Genomic DNA, 26580 nt, shown 5'->3' on the forward strand with positions numbered 1-26580 from the left:
CGTTATTCTTCTTCGTCGGACTCGGCGTCGTGATGAATGTCGCGCTGAACGCGTTCATCGGAGAACATCTTGCGCGTGGCGTCCATCCGGTCGAACGTGTCGTCGAACTCGAATTTCAGTTCCGGCGTATGCTTGATGCCAAGCGCCTTACCGATCTGATGACGAATCTCACCCTTATTACGGCGCAGCGCTTCCAAGGCTGTACCCGCCGACTTTCCGCCCAAAGGCAGGATATAGGCGGTCGCGATGCGCAGATCGGAAGTCACACGCACTTCGCCCACCGTGATCGACATCGCGGTGAGATCGGGGTCGTGGATTTCGCCCCGGGACAGCATCTCGGACAGACGGCGTCGGATGGCTTCGCCCACGCGAAGGGTACGGTGCGAACCCGAAGGTCCGCCGGAATGAGATCGTTTTGCCATGAGCGCGAGATAGTCCCGATTGACCTTTCATGCAAGCGGGCTTTACCAAAGCGGCTTTCACGCGCTAAAGCTCGCGCGACTGAATTCAGGAGTGAAGAACATGAGCGAGCTTCCCGGCATTGTCATCACCGGCGCTTCAGGCCGCATGGGTCAGATGCTGATCAAGACCGTTGTGGCGTCGGACAAGTGCAAACTGGTGGGAGTGGTCGAGCGTGCGGGAAGTGATTGGATCGGGCGCGATGTGGGCGAGGCCATGGGTGGTGCGCCTCTGGGTGTGACCGTCACGGATGATGCGCTTGCGGTCTTTGCCCATGCGCAGGCCGTGATCGACTTCACCGCACCTGCTGCGACGGTCGAATTCGCGGGGTTGGCGGCGCAGGCGCGCTGCGTCCATGTCATCGGCACCACAGGCATGACGGAAGACGATCTCAAAAAAATTGCCTCTGCCTCCCGTCATGCGACGATCATCCGCGCAGGGAACATGTCGCTTGGGGTCAACCTTTTGACAAAGCTTACAAAAATGGTCGCGGCTGCCTTGGATGCCGATTACGATATCGAGATCATCGAAGCGCATCACAACCGCAAGGTGGACGCGCCGTCGGGCACCGCGCTGATGCTGGGCGAGGCCGCCGCCGATGGCCGGGGTGTGAAACTCGAAGACGTACGTGACTCGGGGCGGGACGGTATCACCGGCGCGCGCAAGAAGGGTGACATCGGTTTTTCCGCCATCCGTGGCGGCGACATTATCGGTGAGCATGACGTGATGTTCGCGGGCGAGGGGGAGCGCATTATTCTTCGCCACGTGGCCTCGGACCGCTCGCTCTTTGCCAAGGGCGCCTTGAAAGCTGCGCTCTGGGGGCAGGGGCAGAAGCCGGGCGAATACGATATGCTCGACGTGCTGGGCCTTTGAGATTCTTCTTGGTCGAAATACTCAAAATAAAACCCGCAGGTGACTGCGGGTTTTTCTTTAAAAGTCGATGGCGAGGCCCTTTTTCTCCCAATCGCCGTAGCGCACAGGTTCCGGGCCGTCACGGCCGCCAAGCTCGGTGGGCATGGCCTTGACCGTCTCTTCGCGGGCCTTGCGACGTTCCTCTGCTTCGGCCAGCGCGCGCTGGGCGGCGGGGGGCAGGTGGGAAATATCGCGATCTGGAGTATCGTCGCTCATCGGGCGTTCCTTTCGGATGATCTTGTCCGGCTTGCCCTTGTGATATACGGGGTTGGACCATGAAAACAAGATCATCCGATGTTGCGGGGCTTGCCGCCCGCCGGGCCGCTCTGGCCCTTCTGGACGCCGTTCTCGTGGAGAAACGGCTCCTGTCCGAAGTGCTTTTGCAACGGACCAAAGGCCTTTCGCCCGAGGATCGCGCACGGTCCCAACGTCTCGTGACGGAGGCCTTGCGGGTGCTTGACCGCTGTGACCGGATGCTCGGGCCGCATCTCGCAAAACGTCCCGCGCCGCATGTGATGAACGCGCTGCGCCTTGGTGTGTTCGAGATCTGCGCCATGGGAGAGGCCGCGCATGGGGTTGTGAACGCCTATGTCACGCTGATGCAGGAGCGTCCGAAGTCCAGTCATTTCAAGGGGCTGGTCAATGCGGTGCTGCGCAAGGTCGATGGCGAGAAGGCGAAATGGGACACGCTGCCCGCGCCGATGATGCCGAAATGGCTGCGCAAACCTCTGGTGGCAGATTTCGGAAAGGCAGTGGTCAGCGCGATGGAGGCGGTGCAGGCCAAGGGTGCGCCGCTCGATCTGACCGTCAAAACCGATCCCGAAGGCTGGGCCGAGAAGCTCGGAGGTGAGCTGTTGCCTAACGGCTCCGTGCGTCTCAGCGCGGCGGTGCAGGTCACGAAACTGGAAGGTTTCGAAGCAGGCGATTGGTGGGTGCAGGATGCCGCCGCCAGCTTGCCCGCGCGAATCCTCGCCCCCGAAAAAGGTGCGCGGGTGCTCGATATGTGCGCCGCACCCGGCGGCAAGACGATGCAACTGGCGGCCATGGGTGCGCAGGTCACCGCGCTCGACATCTCCGAGTCGCGTATGGCGCGTGTGCAGGAAAACCTTGCGCGTTGCGGCCTGTCGGCGGAAATCGCCATTGGCGATGCGCTGGAATACGAGGGGGCGGAGTTCGATGCGATTCTGCTCGACGCACCCTGTACCGCGACTGGCACGATCCGGCGGCATCCGGACCTGCCGCATGTCAAGGATGGATCGGATTTTCCGGGTCTCTTCGAGTTGCAGGAACACCTGATCGACCGCGCTCTGGGGATGCTCAAACCCGGCGGAAAACTGGTCTATTGCACCTGTTCTTTGCTCATCGACGAGGGTGAGGAGCAGGTGCGCGATGCGATGGAGCGCCACCCCGATCTGAGAGTCGATCTTGAGGCGCTGAACATTTTCGGCGTCGATCCGGAGTGGATCGGCGCGGAGGGTTTGCGCACTCGTCCGGATTACTGGGCGGAGCGTGGCGGGATGGATGGATTCTTCATCACGGTGCTGCGACGGGGATGAAGATCCGGGATTTCCCGATGACATCCCGAAGCGCGACCGCTATCTTCGTAGACAACGAAAACGAACCGACAGGCTGGGGCAGGCAATGTCGCAAAGCGAGGATTGGCGCGCGAAGAACGTCCGCCGCATGAACCGGTTTCATGCGCTGCGTGCGGCGCGTGCCAAACCTGCGTTGGGCTTCGTCTCCCAGCCCGAACCCAAATCCATCGGTTCTTTTGCTCGGGGTCGTCAACTGATCGGCGGCAATTTCCTGTTTGCGGGTTATCTGGTCGAAGCGCCGAATGCCTCTATCTGGGATATCGAGGCCCCGGCATCTGGATTTGTCGAGGAAATTCATGGTTTTGCCTGGCTCGACGATTTGGCCGCTGTGGGCGATTACAATGCCCGACGTCGTGCGCAGGACTGGATCAGGGACTGGATGGAGCGTTACGCACGCGGCAAGGGGCCGGGCTGGACGCCCGATTTGACCGGGCGGCGGCTCATTCGCTGGATTCATCACGCGCTGTTTTTCCTGTCGGGGCAGGAGACGGAGGTGTCGAACGCCTTCTACAAGACGCTTGGGCAGCAGACGATTTTCCTCTCGCGTCGCTGGCAAACGGCCAGTCCGGGTTTGCCACGCTTCGAGGCGCTCACGGGGCTGATCTATGCCGGTCTGTCGCTGGTCGGCATGGAGGAACATGTCGCGCCGGCGGTGAAGGCGCTTGCGAAGGAATGCGAGAGCGAGATCGACGCCGAAGGCGGCATTCCGACCCGTAATCCGGAAGAGCTTCTGGAGGTCTTTACGCTTTTGACCTGGGCGGCGGCGGCCCTATCGGAAGCGGGGCGGATCGCAGAGGAATCACATCTGGCGGCGATTGAACGCATCGCGCCGACGTTGCGCGCGCTGCGCCATTCCGACGGCGGGCTTGCACGGTTTCATGGTGGCGGGCGCGGGGTCGAAGGGCGCCTTGATCATGCGCTGGCCTCTTCGGGCAACAAGACACCACCGGGGCAGGGATTGCACATGGGGTTCCTGCGGCTCTCGGCCGGGCGCACCTCGATCATTGTCGATGCCGCCCCCCCGCCGAAGGTGGAGGCCTCGTTCAATGCCCATGCCTCGACGCTTGCCTTTGAGCTGACCTCCGGGCGCAGGCCGCTGATCGTGAATTGCGGTGCGGGTGGCAGTTTCGGCCCCGAGTGGCGGCGGGCGGGACGGGCGACGCCGTCGCATTCGACGTTGGGGATCGAGGGATTCTCCTCCTCCCGTCTCGGAGCCAGAAAGATGATCGGCGGGCATCTGCGCGAATTGCTTGTCGATGTGCCCGATGATGTGCGTCTTGAACTGCGCGGAGGCGAGGACGGTGCGGGGTTCGTGGCCGGACACAACGGTTATGCACATACCCACGGGCTCACCCATATTCGCCAGATCGAACTGTCGAAAGACGGGCGTGGCATTGCCGGGGAGGACACTCTGGCGACGATCACCGAGACCGATGAGCGGCAGTTCGACCGGATGATGGACAAGCTCAAGCTTCAGGGCATTCCGTTTCAGGTGCGCTTTCACCTGCATCCCGATGTCGATGCGGAGCTGGACATGGGGGGCGCTGCGGTATCGCTGGCGCTTAAATCCGGTGAGATTTGGGTGTTCCGCCATGACGGTCGCGCGAAATTGAGCCTTGAGCGGTCGGTTTACCTCGAAAAAAACCGCTTAAAGCCGCGTGCGGCGAAACAAGTGGTTCTATCTGCGGCGGCAATGGATTATGCGACCCGTGTCCGTTGGACATTGGCCAAGGCGCAGGAGACGCCGACGACGCTCCGCGATCTTGAGATGGACGACGAGACCCTGATCTGACCGCCACAAAGATGGACTGCCACCATGACCGATCTCTATCCCGTGAAGCGCGCGCTTCTTTCCGTATCCGACAAAACCGGCCTTGTTGATCTGGGCAAGGCGCTTGCCGCCAAGGGGGTCGAGTTGCTGTCCACCGGCGGGTCGGCAAAGACGCTGCGCGAGGCGGGGCTTGATGTGAAAGACGTGTCCGAGGTGACCGGCTTCCCGGAAATGATGGACGGGCGTGTGAAGACGCTGCACCCGCGCGTTCATGGCGGACTTCTGGCACTGCGCGACAATGCCGAGCACGTCGCCGCGATGGAAGAACACGGCATCGGCGGCATCGACCTTCTGGTCGTGAACCTCTACCCGTTCGAGGCGGCTCTGGCCCGGGGTGCGGATTATGACGAGATGATCGAGAATATCGACATCGGCGGTCCGGCGATGATCCGTGCGGCGGCGAAGAACCATGGTTTTGTCACCACCGTGGTGGATGTCGAAGATTACGCGGCGCTGATTGCCGAGTTGGACGCCAACGGTGGTCAGACTTCCTATGCCTTCCGTCAGAAAATGGCGCAGATCGCCTATGCCCGCACCGGCGCTTATGATGCCGCCGTGTCGAACTGGATGGCTGACGCGATTGGCGAAGAGGCCCCGCGTCGTCGCGTGGTCGCAGGTCAGATCAAGCAAACCCTGCGTTACGGTGAAAACCCACACCAGTCGGCGGCTTTCTATGTCGATGGCTCCGAGCGTCCGGGAGTGGCAACTGCCGTTCAGCATCAGGGCAAGGAACTGTCCTACAACAATATCAATGACACCGATGCGGCATTTGAGCTTGTGGCCGAGTTCGATCCGGCGGAGACGCCTGCCGTGGCGATCATCAAACATGCCAATCCCTGCGGTGTGGCGAAGGGCGCGACGCTGCTTGAGGCCTATCAGAATGCCTTCGATTGCGACCGCACCTCCGCATTTGGTGGCATCGTGGCGCTGAACAAAGCGCTCGATGCGGAGACCGCCAAGGCGATCACCGAGATTTTCACCGAAGTTGTCATCGCGCCGGGGGCAAGTGACGAGGCGAAAGAGATTTTCGCGGCCAAGAAGAACCTGCGCCTGCTGACCACGGAAGGTCTGCCGAACGTGTTGGCGAAGCCGAACACGATCCGGCAGGTCGCGGGTGGCTACCTGTTTCAGGACAAGGACGCGGGTTTCGTTGGCATGGACGATCTGAAGGTCGTGACCGAGAAAGCGCCGACGCCCGAACAGATGAAAGACCTGCTGTTCGCGTGGAAAGTTGCGAAACACGTGAAATCCAACGCCATCGTTTACGTGAAAAATCAGGCCACCGTCGGCGTGGGCGCGGGGCAGATGTCGCGTCTCGATTCCGCTCTGATCGCCGCCAAGAAAGCCGAGCGTATGGCCGAGGCCATGGGCCTGCCGGAACCGCTGACCAAAGGGTCCGCCGTGGCATCTGATGCGTTCTTCCCCTTTGCCGACGGTCTTCTCGAAGCCGCTGCCGCGGGCGCGTCCTGTGTCATTCAGCCGGGTGGTTCGATGCGCGATCAGGAAGTGATCGACGCGGCCAACGAGGCCGGGCTGGCCATGGTGCTGACCGGCATGCGTCACTTCCGTCACTAAGAGGCAACGATGCGGATCACAGCCCTGACAGCGCTGATCACTTTCGTGATCGACCAGCTCTCGAAATGGGCCGTGGTCCAGTTTCTCGATCTCAAGACGGTGGGGCAGATCGACGTTCTGCCCCCCTATCTCGTGTTTCACATGGCGTGGAACCGGGGTGCCAATTTCGGACTTTTGTCCGACCATGGTGATCTTCTGCGCTGGGGCTGGGTGGTTCTGGCCGTGGTGATTTCCGTCTGGGTGATGATCTGGGTGCGGCGGGAGAGTTTTTCCCGACTGGGACAAATCAGCGCCGGATTGTTGATCGGCGGAGCGCTGGGCAATGCCATCGACCGGATCGTCTACGGCGCGGTCGCGGATTTTCTCAACATGTCCTGTTGCGGCTTTTCCAACCCCTATTCCTTCAATGTCGCCGATATCGCGATCTTTGCAGGGGCTTTCGGTCTCATCCTTTTCACCGGTGAAACGAAAAACCGGGCGTGACCTCGGCGCGCCCATCGTCTAAACATGCTCTGACGCGATTTGGCGGAGGAAGGTTTTCATGGTCTCGAATGTGTTCCGGACGGGTTTGTGCCTCATGGCTGTCACCGCCCTCGTGGCCTGTGGCCAAGGCCGTGAACGTGTGCCGAATCGGGTGAAAACCGGGCCGGATGAATTCTCCATCGTTCCCGCCAAACCGCTTGAGAAACCTGCGAGCTACAATGATCTGCCCGTGCCGACGCCCGGCGGGAGCAACCGCACCGATGCGACGCCCAATGCCGATGCGATTGTTGCCCTTGGCGGGCGTGTGCCGACAGGGGGTGTCGATGGCGGCATCGTGAGCTACGCCTCGCGCTACGGTGTCGATCCGAGGATCCGCGCGGATCTGGCCGAGGACGATGCGAAAAAGCGCACCGGGCGAGGTAGCTATGAGCGCGCTTACAAGCGGTTTGCCCTCGATTCTTATGAGGAATGGCTGCGCCTGCGCGCCCTTGGTATCCAGGTGCCGAGCGCACCGCCGCAAGACTGACGCCGGGTCTTCAGATAATCCTGATCTTTTCGGTTCACATCCGCGTCAGCCCCTGTTGTCCTGCGCGCGCTTTGGCGCAAGAGTGAGCCAGTTCTGACGCACAAGGGTGTTTTCATGAAATACGCTGTCTCAGCGGCGCTGATCGCGCTGAGTTCCCCGGCTTTCGCTGCCGAGGTAAGCCATTACGAATTGGATAATGGCATGGAGGTCGTGGTGCTCGAAGATCACCGCGCTCCCGTCGTGGCCCACACGGTCTGGTACAAGATCGGGGCCGCGGATGAGCCGCTCGGCAAAAGCGGCATCGCGCATTTCCTCGAACATCTGATGTTCAAGGGTACGGACGATCTGGATGCCGGTGAGCTGTCGGAAACCGTGACCCGAAATGGCGGGTCTGACAACGCGTTCACCTCCTGGGATTACACCGCCTATTATCAACGGGTGGCTGCTGATCGTCTGGGGCTTATGATGCAGATGGAAGCCGACCGGATGCGCGATCTGGAAATGACTGAGGACGATGTGAAGACCGAGCGTCAGGTCATCTTGGAAGAGCGTAACCAGCGGATCGACAATGATCCGAGCGCTCTGTTCCGGGAACAGACGCGGGCCGCGCAATATCTCAATCATCCCTACGGCATCCCGATCATCGGTTGGCGTCAGGAGATGGAACAGCTTTCGCGTGACGATGCATTCAATTTCTACCATCGCTATTACGCGCCGAATAATGCGATTCTCGTGGTGGCGGGTGATGTCGATCCCGACGAGGTTCATGAGTTGGCGCAGAAATGGTACGGCCCGCTGGAGCCGACGCCGGGTCTGGGCGAGCGTGTGCGTCCGCAGGAGCCGCCGCAATTGGCGGAGCGACGCATGACCATGACGGATGCGCGCGTGTCGCAACCCTCCGTGATGCGCAGTTATCTGGCCCCGGAACGTGATCCGGGCGATCAGGGGAAGGCCGCAGCACTTGAGATTCTCGCCTCGCTTCTGGGCGGCAATTCCACCACCTCCTACCTCGCGCGCAAACTGACCTTCGAGACGCAGACCGCAGTCTATGCGGGGGCTTATTACGATGGGGCGAGCATCGACGACACCACCTTTGGCCTTGTGATCGTGCCCTCGCCGGGCGTGTCGATGCAGGAGGCCGAAGACGCGCTCGACGGCGCGGTTGCGCAATTCATGGAGGACGGCATCGACCCGGGTCAATTCGAGCGGCTGAAAACCAGGCTGCGCGCCAATCTGATCTATGCCGAGGACAATGTCGAAGGGCTTGCGCGTCGCTATGGCGAGGAGCTGGCCCTCGGGCTGTCGCTTGAGGATATCGAAGCCTGGCCGGACATCTTGCAGGCGGTGACGCCCGAGGATGTTATGGCCGCCGCCCATGAGGTGTTCGACCGCCGCCGCGCCGTGACCGGCTGGCTGATGCCTGAAACGAATGAAGGAGCGGATGGATGAAACGCTTTGTTGCTGCCCTCGTGGCGCTGATCTGGTTCACCCTGCCGGTGCAGGCCGCTGTCGATGTGCAGACCGTCGAGACACCCGGTGGGATCAAGGCCTGGCTCGTGGAAGAACATTCCATCCCCTTTACCGCGTTGGAAATCCGGTTCCGGGGTGGCACTGCGCTCGACCGGGATGGGAAGCGCGGTGAGGTCAACCTGATGATGGCGACGCTCGAAGAAGGCGCAGGCGACATGGATGCGCAGGGCTTTGCCGGAGCGCGCGACGATCTTGCCGCCAGTTTCAATTTCAATGCCAGCATGGACACGGTGAGCATTTCGGCGCGCTTTCTGACCGAGAACCGGGATCAGGCCATGGCGCTTTTGCGTCAGGCGATCATGCAGCCGCGGTTCGATGCGGATGCGGTGGAGCGGGTGAAGGGGCAGGTCAAATCCATTCTGCGCTCGAAGGCGACCGATCCGGGCGATATCGCCTCCGAGGTGTTCTACAAGATGGCCTTCGGTGCGCATCCCTATGGCAGCGATGACAATGGCACGTTCGAGAGTGTCGACGCCCTGACCTCCGAGGACATGTTCACCGCCAAGGATCGTGTGATGACCCGCGACCGGCTTTATGTCGGGGCTGTGGGGGATATTTCCGCCGAAGAGCTTTCGGCCCTGCTCGACAATCTTCTGGGTGATTTGCCGGAGAGCGGCGCGGATATGCCGGAAAATGTCGAACCTGCGCTGAATGGCGGGCTGACCGTTGTGCCCTTCGAGACGCCGCAATCGGTGGTGCTCTTTGGGCAGAAGGGCATCAAGCGTGACGATCCGGATTTCATCCCGGCCTATGTCGCCAATGAGGTTCTGGGTGGACACGGGGATTCGCGTTTGATGGAGGAGGTGCGCGAGAAACGTGGACTGACCTATGGCGTCGGTTCCTATCTCGTGTCTTTCGATCATGCCGAGCTGATCATGGGACAGTTTTCCTCTGGCAACCGCGTTGTTGCCGAGGCGGTGGATGTGGTGAAGGACGAATGGGTGAAATTCGCCGAAACCGGCCTGACGCAGGAGGAACTCGATCTGACCAAGACCTATCTGACCGGGGCCTATCCGTTGCGGTTCGATGGCAATGGCACCATCGCGCGCATTCTTGTGGGTATGCAGATGGACGGGCTGTCGCCGGATTACATCAAGACCCGCAACGATCTGGTTAATGCGGTGACGCTTGAGGATGTGAACCGGGTGATCAAGCGGCTCTACAACCCCGAGACCCTGACTTTCGTCGTAGTCGGCTCGCCCGAGGGGCTTCAGACCAACTGAGATTTCCTCATGGTCGAATCGGGAGGGTCCATGCTACCTCTGGTGTCATGAACTCTCCCGCACGCAACATAAGCCAAGATCAACCCCGTCCCGTCATTCGTCAGCTCGATGAAGGCGCGATCAACCGTATTGCCGCTGGCGAGGTGGTGGAACGGCCTGCCTCCGCCGTCAAGGAACTGGTGGAAAACGCCATCGACGCGGGCGCGACGCGGATCGAGGTGGATTATGCCGACGGGGGCAAGACGCTTATCCGAGTGAGCGATGACGGTTGTGGGATGAGTGCCGAGGACTTGCCTTTGGCCCTGTCGCGCCATGCCACGTCGAAGATCGACGGCACGGATCTTTTGGACATTCACACCTTCGGTTTCCGCGGCGAGGCTTTGCCGTCGCTTGGTGCGGTTGGGCGGCTGAAACTCACCTCCCGCGTGCAGGGCGGCGAGGGTGTCACCATGTCCGTGTCGGGTGGCAAGATGGAGCCGGTGAAACCGGCGGCCCTGTCGCGCGGCACGGTGGTGGAATTGCGCGATCTGTTTTACGCCACGCCCGCCCGTCTCAAATTCCTGCGCACTGACCGGGCGGAGGCGCAGGCGATCTCCGATGTGGTCAAACGTCTCGCCATGGCCGAACCCTATGTGGGCTTTACCCTGCGCGATGTGTCGGGCGGAGGCGAGGGGCGTGTGACCTTCCGCGCCGATCCCGAAAGCGGCGATATGTTCGACGCGCTACACGGGCGGCTCGCGACGGTTTTGGGCAAGGAGTTTGCCGAAAACGCTCTGGCGATTGATGCGGAGCGGGAGGGGCTGACGTTGACCGGCTATGCCGCTTTGCCGACCTATTCGCGCGGCTCTGCCGTGGCGCAGTATCTCTTCGTCAACGGGCGGCCCGTGCGAGACAAGTTGCTCGTCGGCGCGCTGCGCGGGGCCTATTTCGATTTTCTCTCCCGGGATCGTCACCCGGCGGCCTGTCTGTTTATCGACTGCGATCCGCATCTGGTCGACGTGAATGTCCATCCCGCGAAATCCGAAGTGCGGTTTCGCGAGCCGGGAATTGCGCGTGGGCTGATCGTCTCGGCCTTGCGTCATGCCTTGGCGGAGGCCGGGCACCGGGCGTCGACGACGGTGGCGAATGCAACGCTGGGCGCGATGCGCCCGGAGGTCACCGAACCGCGCGTCTATCAGATGGACCGCCCGTCGCAGAGCTATTCCGCACCCTATCGGCCCTCCTCCGGAGTGATTGAGCAGAGCTACAATTGGCAGGCGCCAGAGCGCCCGGAGCCAATGGAAACGCCCGGTTTCGCCGAAATGTCCGTGCCCTCGGCGCGGATAGAAGAGATCGAAGCAGCCCCTGTGACCGAGGCTTTGCCCTTGGGCGCAGCGCGGGCGCAGGTGCATGAGAATTACATCATCGCCCAGACCGAACGCGGCATCGTCATCGTCGATCAGCACGCGGCGCATGAGCGCTTAGTCTATGAAAAGCTCAAACATCAGATGGCCGAACATGGGGTGAAAGCGCAGGCGCTTTTGATCCCGGAGATCGTCGAACTGTCTACGAATGACGCGCAGATGCTGCTCGATATGGTCGATGATCTGGCCAGGCTTGGGCTTGGTATCGAACCTTTTGGCGGCGGGGCGATTGCGGTGCGGGAGACACCCGCCATTCTGGGGCGTGTGGATGCCAAGGCGATGATCGAAGACATTCTTGATGAACTCTCCGACCTTGGCGACAGTTTCTCGGTGCAGGCCCGGATCGAGGCGGTGTTGTCGCGGGTGGCTTGTCATGGCTCGATCCGCTCGGGTCGCCGGATGCATGCCGAAGAAATGAATGCGCTTCTGCGCGAGATGGAGGCGACGCCGCATTCCGGGCAATGCAACCATGGTCGGCCCACCTATGTGGAGCTGAAACTTTCTGACATCGAACGGCTATTCGGACGCACATGACACTTGATTTCAACGATCCTCTGACGCTTGCGGCCGTGATCGGCGGGGCGGTGCTTCTGGTCTTTTTCCTGTTGCTTATCGTGGTGCTGAAACGCTCCGGTGAGGCGGCGAAAATGGCTCTGCCAATCGCGCAACAGATGAACCAGCTTGGCCAGCGGGTGCAGATGCTCTCCGACGGGCAGCAGCAACTAGCTGGCGGTTTGACCCATGTGTCGGAGGCACAGGTGGCGTCTCAGACGAAGATGCTGGAACTGATGGAAAAGCGGCTCGCTTTGGTGACCGAGTCCATGAACGTGAACCTTCAAGGCTCGGCGCAGCGCACGGCCAAAAGTCTGGGAGAATTGCAGCAAAGGCTGGAGACCATCGACAAGGCGCAGGCCAATATCGAGAAGCTTTCGGGCAATGTGCTGTCGCTTCAGGATATCCTGTCGAACAAGCAAACACGCGGGGCGTTCGGAGAGATTCAGCTCAACGATATTGTGGGCAAGGCACTCCCAAAGGACAGCTACAGCCTGCAGGCGACGCTGTCGAACGGGCGGCGGGCGGACTGTCTTATTCATCTGCCAAACCCGCCGGGGCCGATTGCAATCGATAGCAAATTTCCGCTGGAGGCCTATGAAGCGCTTCGGCGTGCCGACACGCAATGGGAATTGAACGAGGCCGCGAAACTCATGCGCCAGGCGGTGAAAAAGCACATTGCGGATATTTCTGAGAAATACATCCTCGAAGGCGAGACGGCGGACGGGGCCTTGATGTTCCTGCCCTCGGAGGCGGTTTACGCCGAGTTGCACGCCAATTTCCCGGAACTGGTCCGGGAGGGGTTCGAAAAACGCGTCTGGATCGTGTCGCCGACGACCTGCATGGCGACGCTCAATACGATGCGGGCGATTCTCAAGGACGCGCGCATGCGCGAACAAGCGGGCGCAATCCGCAGGGAACTGTCGCTTTTGCACGCCGATGTCGAGCGTCTCGGAACCCGTGTCGGCAATCTCGACCGACATTTCGGTCAGGCGGCGAAGGATCTCGAAGATATCAAAATCTCGGCCGAGAAGGCGGGTAAACGCGCGCATCGTCTCGACAATTTCGATTTCGAGGAATTGGCCCCGGACGCCTCTCCGGTTTCCCCGACGACATTGGTGCAGAAATCGTAAACGGCTCTTCTCAAACCTGAATCTTTGACTTAGGTCATGTGCTCAAACACGTGTAAGATGCACACTTAGTCAGATCATTGGAGGATCCCTGTCATGGATATCAGCCCGCACAAAGTCGCCTTTGTCATCGTGCGTGCGCGCGAACTTGGGGCGAAAGTCGGTCGTTGGGATACGCCATCGGACGATGCTGATGGCGATACGATCCTCGAATCCCGCCCGTCCGACGGGACCGGGCATGAATTGCAGAGTTTCATCCGAAGTCTGAACGAAGATGAAAAGGCGGCGCTGGTCGCGATCATGTGGATCGGGCGCGAAACCTTCGACGATTATGACGAGGCCTTCGGGACCGCGAAACAGGAAGCCATCGGCCCGACCGAGAAATATCTCCTCGGCATTCCGCTTCTGGCCGATTACCTCGAAGACGGGCTGGAGAGCCTAGGCATCGACACATCCGAGCTTGAAGACGAGATTTACCGCAAGGTGTGAGGCTTTCCCCGGCGGATGGGAAACAAGGCGCTGCGCAATCGCGTGGCGCTTTTTCGTGTCTTATGGGAAGAAGCCGTTTTCGCGTTGGGCGTTAAACAGTGCCGTTTATTTGTAGGGGAGAATGATTGCTTAGGGCACACAAAAAAGCCGCCCGAAATTCGGGCGGCTTTTTTGTGAGTGGTCGCTGCTGATCTCAGCCCTGACGGGCTTTGAAACGGCGCTGCGTCTTGTTGATCACGTACACGCGGCCTTTACGGCGCACGACGCGGCAGTCGCGGTGCCGGTTTTTCAGCGAGCGGAGCGAGTTACGAACTTTCATGTTCATCTCCTTTTTCGCGGCGCCTGCCTGCGCCAGTTAAAACCAGTCGACTTTGGAAGAATGGTGGGCGTAACAAGGTTCGAACTTGTGACCCCTTCGATGTCAACGAAGTGCTCTACCACTGAGCTATACGCCCATTCTTCCTCGGGAATTCCACGCCTTGTCCGAAACGCCGCGAAGCGCAAAGAACAAGACGCGGGGGATTTCCCGCGTCAGTCCGCGTGCGTATAAAAGGAGTCGGGTGATTGTTCAAGGGCTTTTGGCAGAGATTTTCCTTGTCTATAGTTTTTTGAGAAAAGGAGCCCCGATGAGCAAAGCGCCCTATCTGTTGCAGAGACCCGAGCGGAGGACCTCTCCCGTGGTCTTTGCCTCGCCGCACAGCGGGCGCGCTTATCCTCCGGAGATGGTTCAGGCTTCGGTGCTTGATCCGTTGCAATTGCGCTCCTCCGAGGATGCCCATGTGGACCGTTTGTTTTCCGATGTGCCCTCTTTCGGCGCGGTGCTTCTGTCCGCAGTCTATCCCCGTGCCTGGGTCGATCTCAACCGGAGGGCGGATGAACTGGACCCGGCGCTGATCGAGGATGTGACGCGCGTAGGGCTCAATCCGCGGATTGCATCGGGTCTCGGGGTCATTCCGCGTGTGGTTGCGGGCGGGCGGAGCATTTACCGGGGCAAGATCACCCGCGCGGAGGCGCAGGCGCGGATCGACACGGTCTGGATCCCTTATCATCAGTTGCTAAGGGCGGTGCTCGACGAATCTCTGTCGCTCTTCGGGCAGGCGATTCTGATCGACTGTCATTCCATGCCGCGCGAGGCGTTGAGCACGATTCGTACCGCGCGAGGCAAGCGTCCCGAGGTGGTGATCGGGGATCGTTATGGGGCGTCGGCATCGCCGAGCGTTGTCTCCGCCGTAGAGGCGGCGTTTCGGGCACAGGGGTTCAGCGTCTCGCGCAATGTGCCCTTTGCCGGGGCCTATGTCGTGCAGCATTACGGGCGCCCGTCGCGCCAGTGCCATACGGTTCAGGTCGAAATCGACCGGTCTCTTTATATGAACGAGCGCACGCTTGCCCTGCGTTCCGATTTCCCGGAGTTGCGCGCCCGGATCAGCGCTGTGGCGCGAGCCATCTCTGAAATCGGGGCCGAGGGACTACCTCTCGCCGCCGAATAACGTGTTGGTTCACCGAAGCGCGCGGCCTTTCATGATCGCATCTGCTCCGAAGCGGCGGCGGATTTCGTCGCTGGCCCGTTCGGCTTGTGCCCGTTTGGTAGCGTCGGGGTCGAGAAGATCGGGCGAAAGATCGGCCTGATCGGCGGGGGTCAGTTCGGAAATCCCGACCCCGATGAGGCGAAACGGGCCTTGCGACAGTTCCGGGGTCATCAACTCCCGCGCGGTGCGATAGATGCGGTCGGCAATGTTGGTCGGCTCATGGAGCGTCACCCGCCGGGTCAGCGTCGCATGGCTTGCGCGTTTGAGCTTGAGCGTGATGGTGCGCCCGGCGATCTCTTTCGCTTTGGCTCGATCGGAGACTTTCTGCGCCAGCCGCCACAGATGTCCTTCCAACAAGTCGGCGGCTCCGATGTCTTCGGAAAAGGTCGTCTCATTGGAGATGGATTTCACCGGACGATGGGCGGAGACGCGACGGCTGTCCTGCCCGCGCGCAAGATGCCAGAGCCGGTCACCCATCGAACCAAAGCGTGTGTGAAGATCGTCTTTCTCCCAGCGCCGCAGATCGGTGAATGTGCGAATCCCGGCTTTCTCCAGTGCGCTCTGTGTCGCCCGTCCGACGCCCCAGATCAGGCTCACGGGTTTCCCGGCGAGAAAATCCATCGTCTCCGCTTCGCCGATCACGGAAAACCCACGGGGTTTGTCCATATCAGACGCGATCTTGGCGAGGAATTTGTTGTGGCTGAGCCCGATGGAGCCGGTGAGATGCAACTCTTCACGCATCCGTTTCACCAGACGAGCAAGCATCACGGCGGGTGGGTGACCGTGAAGTTTGGTGGTGCCGGTGAGGTCCATAAAGGCCTCGTCGAGCGACAGCGGTTCCACATCCGGGGTCAGTTCCGCCATCATATCGCGAATTTCGCGGGAGGCGCTCACATAAGCCTCCATCCGGGGTTTGACCACCACCGCCTCGGGGCAAAGTGCGAGTGCCTTGAACATCGGCATGGCGGAGCGCACGCCCTTGATCCGGGCAATATAGCAGGCGGTGGTCACCACGCCGCGTTTACCGCCGCCGACGATCACCGGCTTGTCGCGCAGTTCCGGGTTGTCGCGTTTCTCGACCGAGGCATAGAAGGCATCGCAATCCATATGCGCGATGGACAGTGTGAAAAGCTCGGGATGCGACAGCACCCTTGGTCGTCCGCATTTGGGACAGCGGGCGCCGTGATCGAATGTGGTGAGGCAGTCGCGGCACAGACAGGACATGGTGTGAGCGGGCATCATTTGCTTCCTTGATCCGCTCCTATCCTATACCCATCTCATTAGAGGGGCTATCCATGCCCCGACATATCAGTTTGCAGGAAGGTTTCTCATGAATTCCATTGATCCGGCACAGCTTTTGACCGGTGGCAATATCGTCACTCTGGCGCTTGCTCTTTTCATTGTTCTTCTGGTGCTCAAAGGTGTGCGGATCGTGCCGCAGTCGGAGAAGTTCGTGGTTGAGCGTTTCGGTCGGCTGCGCACGGTTCTCGGGCCGGGGATCAACTTCATCGTGCCGTTGATCGACGTTGTGGCGCACAAAATCTCTATTCTTGAACGCCAGTTGCCGAATGCGTTGCAGGATGCGATCACCTCCGACAACGTGCTGGTGAAAGTCGAAACCTCTGTATTCTATCGCATCATCGAGCCGGAAAAGACCGTCTACCGCATTCGTGACGTGGATGGAGCGATTGCCACCACAGTGGCGGGCATCGTGCGGGCGGAGATCGGCAAGATGGAGCTCGACGAGGTGCAGTCGAATCGTTCGCAACTGATTTCGACGATCAAACTGGCGGTCGAAGATGCGGTCGACAACTGGGGGATCGAGGTGACGCGGGCCGAGGTTCTGGACGTCAATCTGGACGAGGCCACCCGCGCCGCGATGTTGCAGCAATTGAATGCCGAGCGCGCACGTCGGGCGACCGTGATGGAGGCGGAGGGCGAGAAGCGCTCCGTCGAACTGGCCGCCGATGCGGAGCTGTACGCCGCCGAACAAAAGGCCAAGGCGCGACGGATTCAGGCCGATGCCGAAGCCTATGCGACTGGTGTCGTGGCCGAAGCAATCGCGAAAAACGGTCTGGAAGCGGCGCAATATCAGGTGGCGCTGAAACAGGTCGAGGCGCTGACGGCACTGGGCGACGGTTCGGGTAAACAGACCATCGTGCTGCCTTCCGCCGCGCTTGAGGCCTTTGGCGATGCGTTCAAGCTTCTGAAAGGCAAGGCGTAATGGAACATATGATTCTGTTGCTCGAATGGTGGTTCTGGGGGCTTGTGGCGATTGCGCTCATGGCGCTCGAAATCATCGCGGCGGGGTTCATGTTCCTGGGCTTTGGCATCGGTGCCGCCGTGGTGGCGCTTTTGCTGTTTCTGGGATGGATCGGTGCGAATGTGTCGCTTTTGACTCTGGTCTTCGCGGTTTGTTCGATGATCGCCTGGTTGGGCATGCGGCAGGTTTTCGGGCGGCGCAAAGGTCAGGTGAAAGTCTGGGACAAGGACATCAACGACGATGTCTGAGGCGATCCTGCCCTATTGCGGTCAACCGTTCGATGGGGCCAAGATTGCCATTCTTCGGGGCGATCAGATCTTGACGCTTTTGCGCGACGACCGCCCCGATATTCCCTGGCCCAATCACTGGGACCTGCCCGGTGGCGGGCGCGAAGGGGAGGAAAGCCCGTTCGAGACCGTCGCACGGGAGCTGTTTGAGGAGCTTTCCGTCGAGATCGCGCCGGAGCGGGTGGTCTATCACCGCGAAGAGAGCGCGTATTCGGACCCGGGAACCACAGTGCATTTCTTCGTAGCGCGTTGGGAGACGTTGACAGATGGTGCGATCCGTCTGGGTGCGGAAGGACAGGCGTGGAGCTGGATGAGCGCGCGCGACTTCGTGGGCCGCGACGATGCGGTGATCTCCCTGCGCGGGCGGCTTGGGCGGTATTTCGCAAAAATCGACCGGGAACTTTGCCGGGAACTTTGAGTGAAGCCGTGCGTTGTCCATGCAATTGGAAATGAAACGCAAAGGAAAGCTCATGGCACAGAATGAGTCTTACAATCAAAGCTCGGGTGGCAACGGCGGGCTGTACTTCATCCTTGGCGCGATTGTCGTGGTGCTGGGCGTGATCCTTTATGTGATCATGGGTGGTGATGCGACGCCGGTGGTTTCGGATGCGCCTGATGGCGCCTCTGTCACGATCAACAACGATGCGCCGGACAACGGTGGGTCTCTGAACGTCACGACCGAAGAGAGCGCGCCTGAGGCACCTGCCTCGGAATAACACCGGTCTTGACCTGACGGTTCAAAAAGAAACGGCGTCCTTTCGGGCGCCGTTTTCTGTTGTTGCGCGTTTTTACGCGGTGGCGATCTCATGCTGGATGCGCAGCGCCGCCTTGCGCGGGTCTTCGGCCTGCCACACAGGGCGACCGACGACGATGTGGTCGACACCGTCGCGAATGGCCTGCGCAGGCGTCGCCACCCGTTTTTGATCGCCGAGCGCCGCCCCCATGGGACGCACGCCTGGGGTGACGATGAGCTTGCCTTCTGCCTCGGGCAGAGCGCGGATCATAGTGGCCTCCTGCGGCGAGGCGATGACGCCGTCGGCCCCGGCGACAAAGGCTTTGCCAGCGCGTTCCTGCACCAGATCCCGAATCTCGCCTGCCTTGATGCAGGCGCTGTCGAGGTCCGCGCGGTCCAATGAGGTCAGGATTGTGACCGCAAGGATTTTCATATCCGATCCTGAAGCGCCTTCCTTGGCCGCCTTCACCACATAAGGGTCGCCATGAACGGTCAGGAAATCAATGTCATGCTGCGCCACACCGCGCACGGCGTTCTCCACCGTCGCACCGATGTCGAAGAATTTCATGTCGAGGAAGATTTTCTTGCCCTGCTCGTGCTTGAGCTCATTGGCCAGCGCCAGCCCGCCGCCTGTGAGCATGCCAAGCCCGATCTTGTAAAAGGAGACCGCGTCCCCGATCCGTTTGACGAGGTCCAATCCCTGCACGACATTGGGAACATCGAGGGCAACGATCAGGCGGTCATCTGCGGTGGTCGTATCGGTCATGGGGCACATCCTCTCTGGTTTGCCCCTCCTTGCGCAGACTGGCCTTCGGGGTCAAGAGATTCAGGCGTCCAATTGTCCCTGACAGGCTGCGATTTGGGCCACATCCTTGAGCCGGGCGACATTGGCGCCGCGCTTACGATTGCGAAGCGCGCGGGCGCGCAGGGCCAAGCCGCGGCTGACGGTGGCGTAATCGGCGCTGATCGGTGCGTTGAACTCGACGGGGAAGGTGATCCTTTCGCCCTGTTCATGAAAGATGACGCGGGCCTGATAGGCCTGTTGCGCGGCATTATAAGTCAGGCCCTGAATTTCTGCTCCATAGCTTTGCATCTTTAGCCTCCATGCGTGGGTCCCATGGTGTTTTTCGGGGGACGTTCTTGCGACGCTTGGAGAGGTAACGCCTGGTGCATGTATTTGTTCCAATTTTGCAACAGGTCCTCTTGCGGGGTCGGGACGCGATCCCCATTTAGGGGTGGAAGGCCCCGACCCTCATGCGTGCCGCTAAGCGGGCGCGGAAATTCATCCGGGGCGCTTGGAAGAGGAGAGACGGTATGAACATGGAGAAGTTCACCGAACGGTCGCGCGGTTTCCTTCAGGCTGCGCAAACGATCGCGATGCGGGAGAGCCATCAGGCTCTGAAACCCGAGCATCTTTTGAAGGCTTTGCTCGATGATGAAGAAGGCTTTGCCACCAACCTGATCGCGAAAGCGGGTGGTGATGCGAAGGCCGTCATGGCCGCCAATGAGGCCGCCGTGAACAAGATTCCGCGCGTTTCCGGCGATGCCGGCCAAACCTATCTCGATCAGCAGACCGCGAAGGTTCTCGATGAGGCTGAAAAACTCGCCAAGAAAGCGGGTGACAGTTTCGTTCCGGTCGAGCGGCTTTTGACTGCTCTGGCGATCACCCGGTCGGGCGCGAAAGACGCGCTGGATGCCGGTGGCGTGACGGCGCAGAAACTGAACACCGCGATCAACGACATCCGCAAGGGCCGCACTGCCGATACGGCCTCTGCCGAAGAAGGCTATGAGGCGTTGAAGAAATATGCGCGTGATCTGACCGAGGCTGCGGAAGAAGGTAAGATCGACCCGATCATCGGGCGTGACGAGGAAATTCGCCGTTCGATGCAAGTGCTGTCGCGCCGGACCAAGAACAACCCGATCCTGATCGGGGAGCCGGGCGTGGGTAAAACCGCGATTGCCGAGGGTCTTGCCCTTCGGATCGTCAATGGCGATGTGCCGGAGAGCTTGCGCAACAAGAAACTTCTGGCGCTCGACATGGGCGCGCTTATCGCCGGTGCGAAATATCGCGGTGAGTTCGAAGAACGTCTGAAATCCATCTTGAAGGAGATCGAGGCCGCCGCAGGCGAAATCATTCTCTTCATCGACGAGATTCACACTCTTGTGGGTGCGGGCAAGACCGATGGTGCGATGGATGCGGCGAACCTGATCAAACCGGCATTGGCGCGGGGCGAACTGCACTGTGTCGGTGCCACGACCCTCGATGAGTACCGTAAATACGTCGAGAAAGACGCTGCTCTCGCACGCCGGTTCCAACCGGTCATGGTCGAGGAACCGACGGTCGAGGATACGGTGTCGATCCTGCGGGGTATCAAGGAAAAATATGAGCTTCACCACGGGGTACGGATTTCCGACTCGGCGCTGGTTGCGGCTGCGACTCTGTCGCATCGCTACATCACCGACCGGTTCCTCCCGGACAAGGCCATCGACCTTGTCGACGAGGCGGCCAGCCGTCTGCGGATGGAAGTCGACAGCAAACCCGAAGAACTCGATGCGCTCGATCGTCAAATCCTTCAGCTTCAGATCGAAGCCGAGGCTTTGAAGAAAGAGGATGACGAGGCCTCCAAGCACCGGCTCGCCAAGCTAGAACAGGAACTTGCCGACTTGCAGGACCAGTCCGATGCGATGACCGCGAAATGGGAAGCCGAGCGGCAGAAACTTGAAGGCACGCGCGAGCTGAAAGAGAAACTCGATCAGGCGCGTGCGGCGCTTGAGATCGCCAAACGTGAAGGCAATCTGGCGAAGGCTGGCGAGCTGTCCTACGGCATCATTCCGCAGCTCGAAAAACAGCTTGCGGAAGCCGGAGAGGGCGAGGTCGACGGCGATCTCATGGTCGAAGAGGCCGTGCGCCCCGAACAAATCGCCGAGGTGGTCGAACGCTGGACCGGGATTCCGACGTCGAAAATGCTCGAAGGCGAGCGGGATAAACTCCTGCGGATGGAAGAGGGCCTGCACAAACGGGTCATCGGTCAGGAAGCCGCCGTGCACGCTGTCGCCAATGCGGTGCGTCGTGCTCGCGCGGGTCTGAACGACGAGAACCGTCCGCTCGGGTCCTTCCTCTTCCTCGGGCCGACCGGGGTCGGGAAAACCGAATTGACGAAAGCCGTGGCCGAGTTCCTGTTCGACGACGACAATGCGATGGTCCGCATTGATATGTCCGAGTTCATGGAAAAACACGCGGTCGCGCGTCTGATCGGTGCCCCTCCGGGCTATGTCGGTTATGACGAGGGCGGCGTTCTGACCGAAGCTGTGCGGCGTCGGCCCTATCAGGTCGTGCTGTTCGACGAGGTGGAGAAAGCCCACCCGGATGTGTTCAACGTGCTGTTGCAGGTCTTGGATGACGGTGTGCTGACCGATGGTCAGGGCCGGACCGTGGACTTCAAACAGACGCTGATCATCCTGACCTCGAACCTTGGGGCGCAGGCGCTGAGTCAGCTTCCGGATGGTGCCGACTCGTCGGCGGCGAAACGCGAGGTGATGGATGCGGTGCGGGCGCATTTCCGCCCCGAATTCCTCAACCGTCTGGACGAGACGATCATCTTCGACCGTCTGGGCCGCCACGACATGGGCGGGATCGTTACGATCCAGCTTGCCCGGCTCGAAAAACGTCTGGCGAAACGCAACATTTCGCTGGCGATCGACGACGCCGCGAAACAGTGGCTCGCCGATGAAGGTTATGATCCGGTCTTCGGTGCGCGGCCGCTGAAACGCGTGATCCAGCGCGCGTTGCAAGATCCGCTCGCCGAGCTTCTGCTCGCGGGCGATATCAAGGACGGCGACATCATTCCGGTCTCGGCCGGCGTCGACGGTTTGCTCATTGGCGACCGCACCGGCGCATCGAACAAGCCCGCGCCGGAAGATGCCGTGGTGCATTGAGGCTGATACACGGAAGAAGACAGGGCGGCCCTTTGAGGGCCGCCTTTTTCATTCAGGGCTTGATATAGCTGTAGCCGTCTTCCTGTAGCTCGACGAGGCGGGCGACGCCGGAGGGAACGATCTGCGCCTCTTCGAGGAGTTCCAGAGGCCGGTCCTGATTTTTGCTCATATTGCGCAGGGTGTTTTCACAAGCCGAAAAGGTCACGTCCTGATATTCCAGCGCCATGAGTTCGATCCGGTCCGCCACCGGACTCTGGCCTTTCAGAAACATCTGAAGCCCCGGTCCGTAAGCGACGATTTCCAGAACCACCTCGTCGCCGATCGACTGGAAATAGTTTCGGGCATTGTTGGCGTTGTTGAGCGCCATGTTCATGAGACGCATGTCGCTGTCGTCCACATGAATCGCGATTTTATGCGTGATACCGTCCGCCATGGCCGCCCCTGCGCTCAGTGCGAGAACCGCGCTGGTGATGAGTGCTTTGTGCATGAATATATTCCTCCCTTTTTATGCGTCGAGTGAGGCACAGGAATGTGATCCTGTCACGCCGCACCGCGGCTAAGGTTTTTGCGCTAACACGAGCCGGTTTCCGGTTGTCTTCTGCGCGCCTTCTGTCAGGGTCGGGCCAAACAAAATGCAAAAGGATAGATAAGGTGATGGCCTTCTGGCATTGGGCGATGATGGCGCTTCAGGTTCTTGCGCTGGTGTTCGTGGTTGTGATCGGGGTGATGGTCTTTATCGCTCTGGCGCTTTACGTCCTCGATAAACGGCAGACGCGGGATGCCATTTTGCGCAACTATCCGGTGATCGGGCATTTCCGACACTGGTTCTCGACACTGGGCGAGTTCTTTCGCCAGTATTTCTTTGCCATGGATCGCGAGGAGATGCCGTTCAACCGGGCGCAGCGCGACTGGATCTACCGGGCGTCCGATGGCAAGGGCAACACGGTGGCGTTCGGCTCCACGCGTTCGCTTTCCATCCCCGGCACGCCGATCTTTATGAACGCCGCCTTCCCGCCGTTGGACGATCAGTTCGCTGTCACAGAACCTCTGGTGATCGGGCAGTATTGCCGGGTGCCTTACACGGCAAAGTCTATCTTCAACATTTCCGGCATGTCCTACGGCGCGATTTCCAAACCGGCGGTTCTGGCACTGTCGAAAGGGGCGAAAGAGGCTGGCATCTGGCTCAACACCGGGGAAGGGGGACTGTCTCCCTTCCATCTCGAAGGCGGTGCGGACCTTGTCTATCAGATCGGTACGGCGAAATACGGCATTCGCGATGCGGAAGGCAATCTCGACGACGACAAGCTGCGCGCGATGGCGGCATATGAGCAAGTGAAGATGTTCGAGATTAAGCTGAGCCAGGGCGCGAAACCGGGCAAGGGGGGCATTCTGCCCGCCGCGAAGATCACACCGGAGATCGCCGCGATCCGGGGGCTGCGTCCGGGTGAGGACGGGATTTCCCCGAACCGTCATCGCGAGGTGGACGATTTCAACGATCTTCTGAACTTCATCAATCACATTCGTGATGTGACCGGCAAACCGGTGGGTTTCAAATTCGTGGTCGGCTCATCGCGGCCTTGGGAAGAGTTCTTTGCCCTGATCAAGGAGCGCGGCGAGGAAAGTGCGCCGGACTTCATCACCATCGACGGAGGCGAAGGCGGCACGGGGGCAGCGCCGATGCCGCTCATCGACCTCGTGGGCATGCCTATTAAAGAAGCCCTCATCCGCATTGTCGATCTACGCGATAAATACGGGTTGCACGACCGCATCCGGATCGTTGCGGCGGGCAAGCTGGTGAACCCGGCCGATGTGGCCTGGGCGATCTGTGCGGGTGCCGATTTCGTGTGTTCCGCGCGCGGTTTCATGTTCTCGCTCGGCTGCATTCAGGCGCTCAAGTGCAACAAGAACACCTGCCCGACCGGGATCACCACCCATGACCCGCATCTGCAAAAGGGTCTTGTGGTGCAGGACAAGTACAAGAAGGTCGCTACCTACGCCAAGGCCACCATACACGAGCTTGAGATGATCGCCCATTCGGTCGGTGTTCTGGAGCCGCGCCAGATGCGGCGGCGGCATGTGCGGATCGTGCAGGCGGACGGCACTTCCGTGCCGCTCAACCGGATCGTGCCGAGCTATCACCATGACCGGTACAGCCGCGAAAGTTACAAAACACCAACGCATCTGTGAGATAAGTTTGGTTTGAGCATGGCCCCGCCCGGTCTACCTTTGAGGAAATCAGATCGGGAGGGACCCATGATGCCGAACTACAATCTGCCGTATTCCGAGGTCACGCCGGAACGAACTTATCTCAATCGCCGGGCAGTGATGGCCGGTATGGCCGGGGCTGGCTTGCTGGCCGCCTCGGGTGCGAGGGCACAACAGATGCCCGAGTTTGAGATCAAGGGGTTCAATACCACCGAGACGCCGAACACGTTCGAGGAAATTTCCGGCTACAACAATTTCTACGAATTCGGCACCGGCAAGGAAGATCCTGCACGTTACGCCGGCGCTCTCACGACCGATCCGTGGTCGGTGGAAATCGACGGTATGGTGGAGCGGCCCGGCTCTTATGGCTTGGGCGATATTCTTGCGAAGGTCGACATTGACGAACGCATCTATCGCTTCCGCTGTGTCGAGGCCTGGTCGATGGTGATCCCGTGGAACGGGTTCGAGCTGAGCCAGCTCCTCAATCTCGCCGGGGTCGAACCCTCTGCAAAATATGTGTGCTTCGAGACGCTTTTCCGCCCGGAGGAAATGCCGGGGCAACAGCGGCCCATTCTCGACTGGCCCTATGTCGAGGGGCTGCGGCTCGATGAGGCGATGCATCCGCTGACGCTCATGGCGACGGGTCTTTACGGTCGGGAATTGCCGAACCAGAACGGCGCGCCGCTTCGCCTGGTGGTGCCGTGGAAATACGGCTTCAAGTCGATCAAGTCGGTGGTGAAGATCACCCTGACCGGCGAGCAACCCGTCAACACATGGAAGGCGGCGAACCATCGTGAGTATGGCTTCTATTCCAACGTGAACCCGGAGGTCAGCCATCCGCGCTGGTCACAGGCCACGGAGCGGCGCATCGGCGCGGGTGTCTTTGCCTCCCGCATCGCGACGGTCAAATTCAACGGATACGAGGAACAGGTCGGGGCGCTCTATAAGGGCATGGACCTGAGCAAGGAGTATTGATGGATCGCGTCAATCGCTTTGCCCGCCGCATTCCGACCTGGCCGCTCTATCTCGGTGCGCTGCTTCCACCCGTATGGTTCTTCTATGCCGGGGTGAGCGGTCAGCTCGGCATAGACCCGGTCAAGGCGATGGAGCACAAGATCGGGCTTTTGGGCCTTCAGGTTCTGATCGCCTCTCTCTGCATCACGCCTTTGCGCCGTTACCTCGGGCTGAATCTTCTGAAATTCCGCCGTGCGCTGGGACTGATCGCCTTCTTTTATATCGTGCTCCATCTGCTGGTCTGGATCGTGCTCGATGTGCAGATCCCATCACAAATCATCGCGGACATTTATAAGCGCCCCTATATCACCATCGGGATGCTCGGACTGGTCCTGATGATCCCTCTGGCTGCCACCTCTTATAATGCCGCGATCCGCAAGCTCGGGCGCAACTGGCGTCGGCTGCACTGGCTGGTCTATCCGGCGGTGGTGCTTGGAGGTGTGCATTTCGTGATGCTGCGCAAGGGATGGCAACTGGAGCCTTTGCTCTATCTCGGAGGAATCGCGATTCTATTGCTGCTTCGCCTGCCTTCCGGCGTGCGAAAACGGAATCGCGGTGTGATTCCTCAACACTCTCGCGGGTGACTCGGGTGAATCGCCCTGAATTCGGGGGCGATTCACAGGGTGATTTGGGGTGATTTGCGCTAGCGATACCAAATGTTGCGTAGCCCCGTGTGGATAAGCGGTTTTCGTTTCGTGAAGAGCTTTCTTCCGGGAGGCGAACATCATGGCAAAAGTCCTGATCGCCAAAAAACTCAACAAAATAAAATCAATAAAAACAATATATTAATTGAAAAATACAGGAAATCGTCATTTTTTTTTCAAAAACCACTTGCGGGTCTTAGCGGTAAGCCATAGAACCCCCTTCACCGGCGGCGCTGAGGCGCACGGCGGGGCGCCAGACGGACT

The 26580-nt window shown here is 60.2% G+C and carries 27 protein-coding genes and 1 tRNA gene; 20 read left to right on the top strand and 8 right to left on the bottom strand.

The genetic code is table 11. From position 1 onward, the window contains the following. Positions 1-2 precede the first annotated feature (2 nt). Positions 3-422, bottom strand: a complete 420-nt coding sequence (gene rbfA, locus C8N42_RS13650; RefSeq protein ID WP_107817122.1) for a 30S ribosome-binding factor RbfA — start codon at positions 420-422, stop codon at positions 3-5. 100 nt (positions 423-522) lie between these two features. Here rbfA and dapB point away from each other — a divergent pair, with 100 nt between their 5' ends. Beyond that, positions 523-1332, top strand: a complete 810-nt coding sequence (gene dapB / locus C8N42_RS13655) for a 4-hydroxy-tetrahydrodipicolinate reductase (RefSeq protein WP_107817123.1) — start codon at positions 523-525, stop codon at positions 1330-1332. A gap of 57 nt (positions 1333-1389) precedes the next feature. On the opposite strand, the gene C8N42_RS13660 is transcribed toward dapB, so the two are convergent. Further along, positions 1390-1587 (bottom strand): DUF1674 domain-containing protein, encoded by a 198-nt coding sequence (locus C8N42_RS13660; protein ID WP_107817124.1) that lies wholly within the window; start codon positions 1585-1587, stop codon positions 1390-1392. A 59-nt stretch (positions 1588-1646) separates the two neighbouring features. Here C8N42_RS13660 and C8N42_RS13665 point away from each other — a divergent pair, with 59 nt between their 5' ends. The 10 genes from C8N42_RS13665 to C8N42_RS13710 all read left to right on the top strand — a co-directional run bounded on the left by C8N42_RS13665 (position 1647) and on the right by C8N42_RS13710 (position 13708). Continuing rightward, positions 1647-2927: an RsmB/NOP family class I SAM-dependent RNA methyltransferase gene (locus tag C8N42_RS13665; protein WP_107817125.1), complete on the top strand. Its 1281-nt coding sequence runs from the start codon at positions 1647-1649 to the stop codon at positions 2925-2927. A gap of 85 nt (positions 2928-3012) precedes the next feature. Then, entirely contained in the window at positions 3013-4758 is a 1746-nt protein-coding gene (locus C8N42_RS13670; RefSeq protein ID WP_107817126.1) for a heparinase II/III family protein, read from the top strand. A gap of 24 nt (positions 4759-4782) precedes the next feature. After that, positions 4783-6372 (top strand): bifunctional phosphoribosylaminoimidazolecarboxamide formyltransferase/IMP cyclohydrolase, encoded by a 1590-nt coding sequence (gene purH / locus C8N42_RS13675; protein WP_107817127.1) that lies wholly within the window; start codon positions 4783-4785, stop codon positions 6370-6372. 9 nt (positions 6373-6381) lie between these two features. Then, a complete protein-coding gene (lspA, locus tag C8N42_RS13680) occupies positions 6382-6855 on the top strand; it encodes a signal peptidase II (protein ID WP_107817128.1) in 474 nt (157 codons plus the stop codon). A gap of 94 nt (positions 6856-6949) precedes the next feature. After that, on the top strand, positions 6950-7381 hold the full coding sequence (locus C8N42_RS13685; RefSeq protein ID WP_107817159.1) for a DUF3035 domain-containing protein: 432 nt from the start codon (positions 6950-6952) through the stop codon (positions 7379-7381). A gap of 114 nt (positions 7382-7495) precedes the next feature. Then, positions 7496-8830, top strand: a complete 1335-nt coding sequence (locus tag C8N42_RS13690; protein ID WP_107817129.1) for a M16 family metallopeptidase — start codon at positions 7496-7498, stop codon at positions 8828-8830. Further along, positions 8827-10134, top strand: coding sequence for a M16 family metallopeptidase (locus C8N42_RS13695; RefSeq protein WP_107817130.1), 1308 nt, complete (start codon positions 8827-8829; stop codon positions 10132-10134). The genes C8N42_RS13690 and C8N42_RS13695 overlap by 4 nt, the downstream gene beginning before the upstream one ends. Positions 10135-10181: 47 nt before the next feature. After that, positions 10182-12071, top strand: a complete 1890-nt coding sequence (mutL, locus tag C8N42_RS13700) for a DNA mismatch repair endonuclease MutL (protein WP_107817131.1) — start codon at positions 10182-10184, stop codon at positions 12069-12071. Then, entirely contained in the window at positions 12068-13222 is a 1155-nt protein-coding gene (locus C8N42_RS13705) for a DNA recombination protein RmuC (RefSeq protein ID WP_107817132.1), read from the top strand. The genes mutL and C8N42_RS13705 overlap by 4 nt, the downstream gene beginning before the upstream one ends. A 93-nt stretch (positions 13223-13315) precedes the next feature. Then, positions 13316-13708, top strand: a complete 393-nt coding sequence (locus C8N42_RS13710; RefSeq protein ID WP_107817133.1) for a DUF3775 domain-containing protein — start codon at positions 13316-13318, stop codon at positions 13706-13708. Between the two features lie 193 nt (positions 13709-13901). On the opposite strand, the gene ykgO is transcribed toward C8N42_RS13710, so the two are convergent. Beyond that, positions 13902-14027 carry a type B 50S ribosomal protein L36 gene (gene ykgO / locus C8N42_RS13715; protein ID WP_005850168.1) on the bottom strand — a complete coding sequence of 42 codons (126 nt, stop codon included), beginning with the start codon at positions 14025-14027 and terminating at the stop codon, positions 13902-13904. A gap of 61 nt (positions 14028-14088) precedes the next feature. Next, positions 14089-14163: transfer RNA gene (locus C8N42_RS13720), tRNA-Val, on the bottom strand. Positions 14164-14334: 171 nt separating this feature from the next. Here C8N42_RS13720 and C8N42_RS13725 point away from each other — a divergent pair. Then, entirely contained in the window at positions 14335-15195 is an 861-nt protein-coding gene (locus C8N42_RS13725) for an N-formylglutamate amidohydrolase (RefSeq protein ID WP_107817134.1), read from the top strand. 9 nt (positions 15196-15204) lie between these two features. On the opposite strand, the gene C8N42_RS13730 is transcribed toward C8N42_RS13725, so the two are convergent. Further along, on the bottom strand, positions 15205-16458 hold the full coding sequence (locus C8N42_RS13730) for a DNA polymerase IV (RefSeq protein ID WP_107817160.1): 1254 nt from the start codon (positions 16456-16458) through the stop codon (positions 15205-15207). 106 nt (positions 16459-16564) lie between these two features. Between C8N42_RS13730 and C8N42_RS13735 the strand changes: the two genes are divergently transcribed. From C8N42_RS13735 to C8N42_RS13750, 4 genes are read left to right on the top strand one after another with little or no spacing between them, the layout of a single operon-like run. Beyond that, the gene (locus C8N42_RS13735) at positions 16565-17458 is read left to right on the top strand and encodes an SPFH domain-containing protein (protein WP_170109304.1); all 894 of its coding nucleotides are present in this window, start codon (positions 16565-16567) and stop codon (positions 17456-17458) included. Continuing rightward, positions 17458-17745, top strand: a complete 288-nt coding sequence (locus tag C8N42_RS13740) for an NfeD family protein (RefSeq protein ID WP_107817135.1) — start codon at positions 17458-17460, stop codon at positions 17743-17745. Before C8N42_RS13735 ends, C8N42_RS13740 begins: the two co-directional genes overlap by 1 nt. Further along, entirely contained in the window at positions 17738-18202 is a 465-nt protein-coding gene (locus tag C8N42_RS13745; protein ID WP_107817136.1) for an NUDIX hydrolase, read from the top strand. The genes C8N42_RS13740 and C8N42_RS13745 overlap by 8 nt, the downstream gene beginning before the upstream one ends. Before the next feature lie 52 nt (positions 18203-18254). Beyond that, on the top strand, positions 18255-18500 hold the full coding sequence (locus tag C8N42_RS13750) for a hypothetical protein (RefSeq protein WP_107817137.1): 246 nt from the start codon (positions 18255-18257) through the stop codon (positions 18498-18500). Between the two features lie 72 nt (positions 18501-18572). On the opposite strand, the gene pyrF is transcribed toward C8N42_RS13750, so the two are convergent. Beyond that, positions 18573-19283 (bottom strand): orotidine-5'-phosphate decarboxylase, encoded by a 711-nt coding sequence (gene pyrF, locus C8N42_RS13755; RefSeq protein ID WP_107817138.1) that lies wholly within the window; start codon positions 19281-19283, stop codon positions 18573-18575. A gap of 60 nt (positions 19284-19343) precedes the next feature. Continuing rightward, positions 19344-19610, bottom strand: a complete 267-nt coding sequence (locus C8N42_RS13760) for a hypothetical protein (protein ID WP_107817139.1) — start codon at positions 19608-19610, stop codon at positions 19344-19346. Positions 19611-19831: 221 nt separating this feature from the next. Here C8N42_RS13760 and clpB point away from each other — a divergent pair, with 221 nt between their 5' ends. Further along, complete coding sequence (gene clpB, locus C8N42_RS13765) at positions 19832-22453, top strand: ATP-dependent chaperone ClpB (protein WP_107817140.1); 2622 nt, start codon at positions 19832-19834, stop codon at positions 22451-22453. Positions 22454-22505: 52 nt separating this feature from the next. Here clpB and C8N42_RS13770 read toward each other — a convergent pair whose 3' ends face one another. Continuing rightward, positions 22506-22940, bottom strand: coding sequence for a DsrE family protein (locus C8N42_RS13770; RefSeq protein WP_107817141.1), 435 nt, complete (start codon positions 22938-22940; stop codon positions 22506-22508). Between the two features lie 167 nt (positions 22941-23107). Here C8N42_RS13770 and C8N42_RS13775 point away from each other — a divergent pair, with 167 nt between their 5' ends. From C8N42_RS13775 to msrQ, 3 genes are all read left to right on the top strand, one after another. Then, complete coding sequence (locus C8N42_RS13775) at positions 23108-24640, top strand: FMN-binding glutamate synthase family protein (RefSeq protein ID WP_107817142.1); 1533 nt, start codon at positions 23108-23110, stop codon at positions 24638-24640. A gap of 66 nt (positions 24641-24706) precedes the next feature. Beyond that, entirely contained in the window at positions 24707-25633 is a 927-nt protein-coding gene (gene msrP, locus C8N42_RS13780; RefSeq protein WP_107817143.1) for a protein-methionine-sulfoxide reductase catalytic subunit MsrP, read from the top strand. After that, the gene (msrQ, locus tag C8N42_RS13785) at positions 25633-26256 is read left to right on the top strand and encodes a protein-methionine-sulfoxide reductase heme-binding subunit MsrQ (RefSeq protein WP_107817144.1); all 624 of its coding nucleotides are present in this window, start codon (positions 25633-25635) and stop codon (positions 26254-26256) included. Before msrP ends, msrQ begins: the two co-directional genes overlap by 1 nt. Positions 26257-26580: the final 324 nt, after the last annotated feature.

Source organism: Celeribacter persicus, from assembly GCF_003050785.1.
Lineage (GTDB): Bacteria > Pseudomonadota > Alphaproteobacteria > Rhodobacterales > Rhodobacteraceae > Celeribacter > Celeribacter persicus.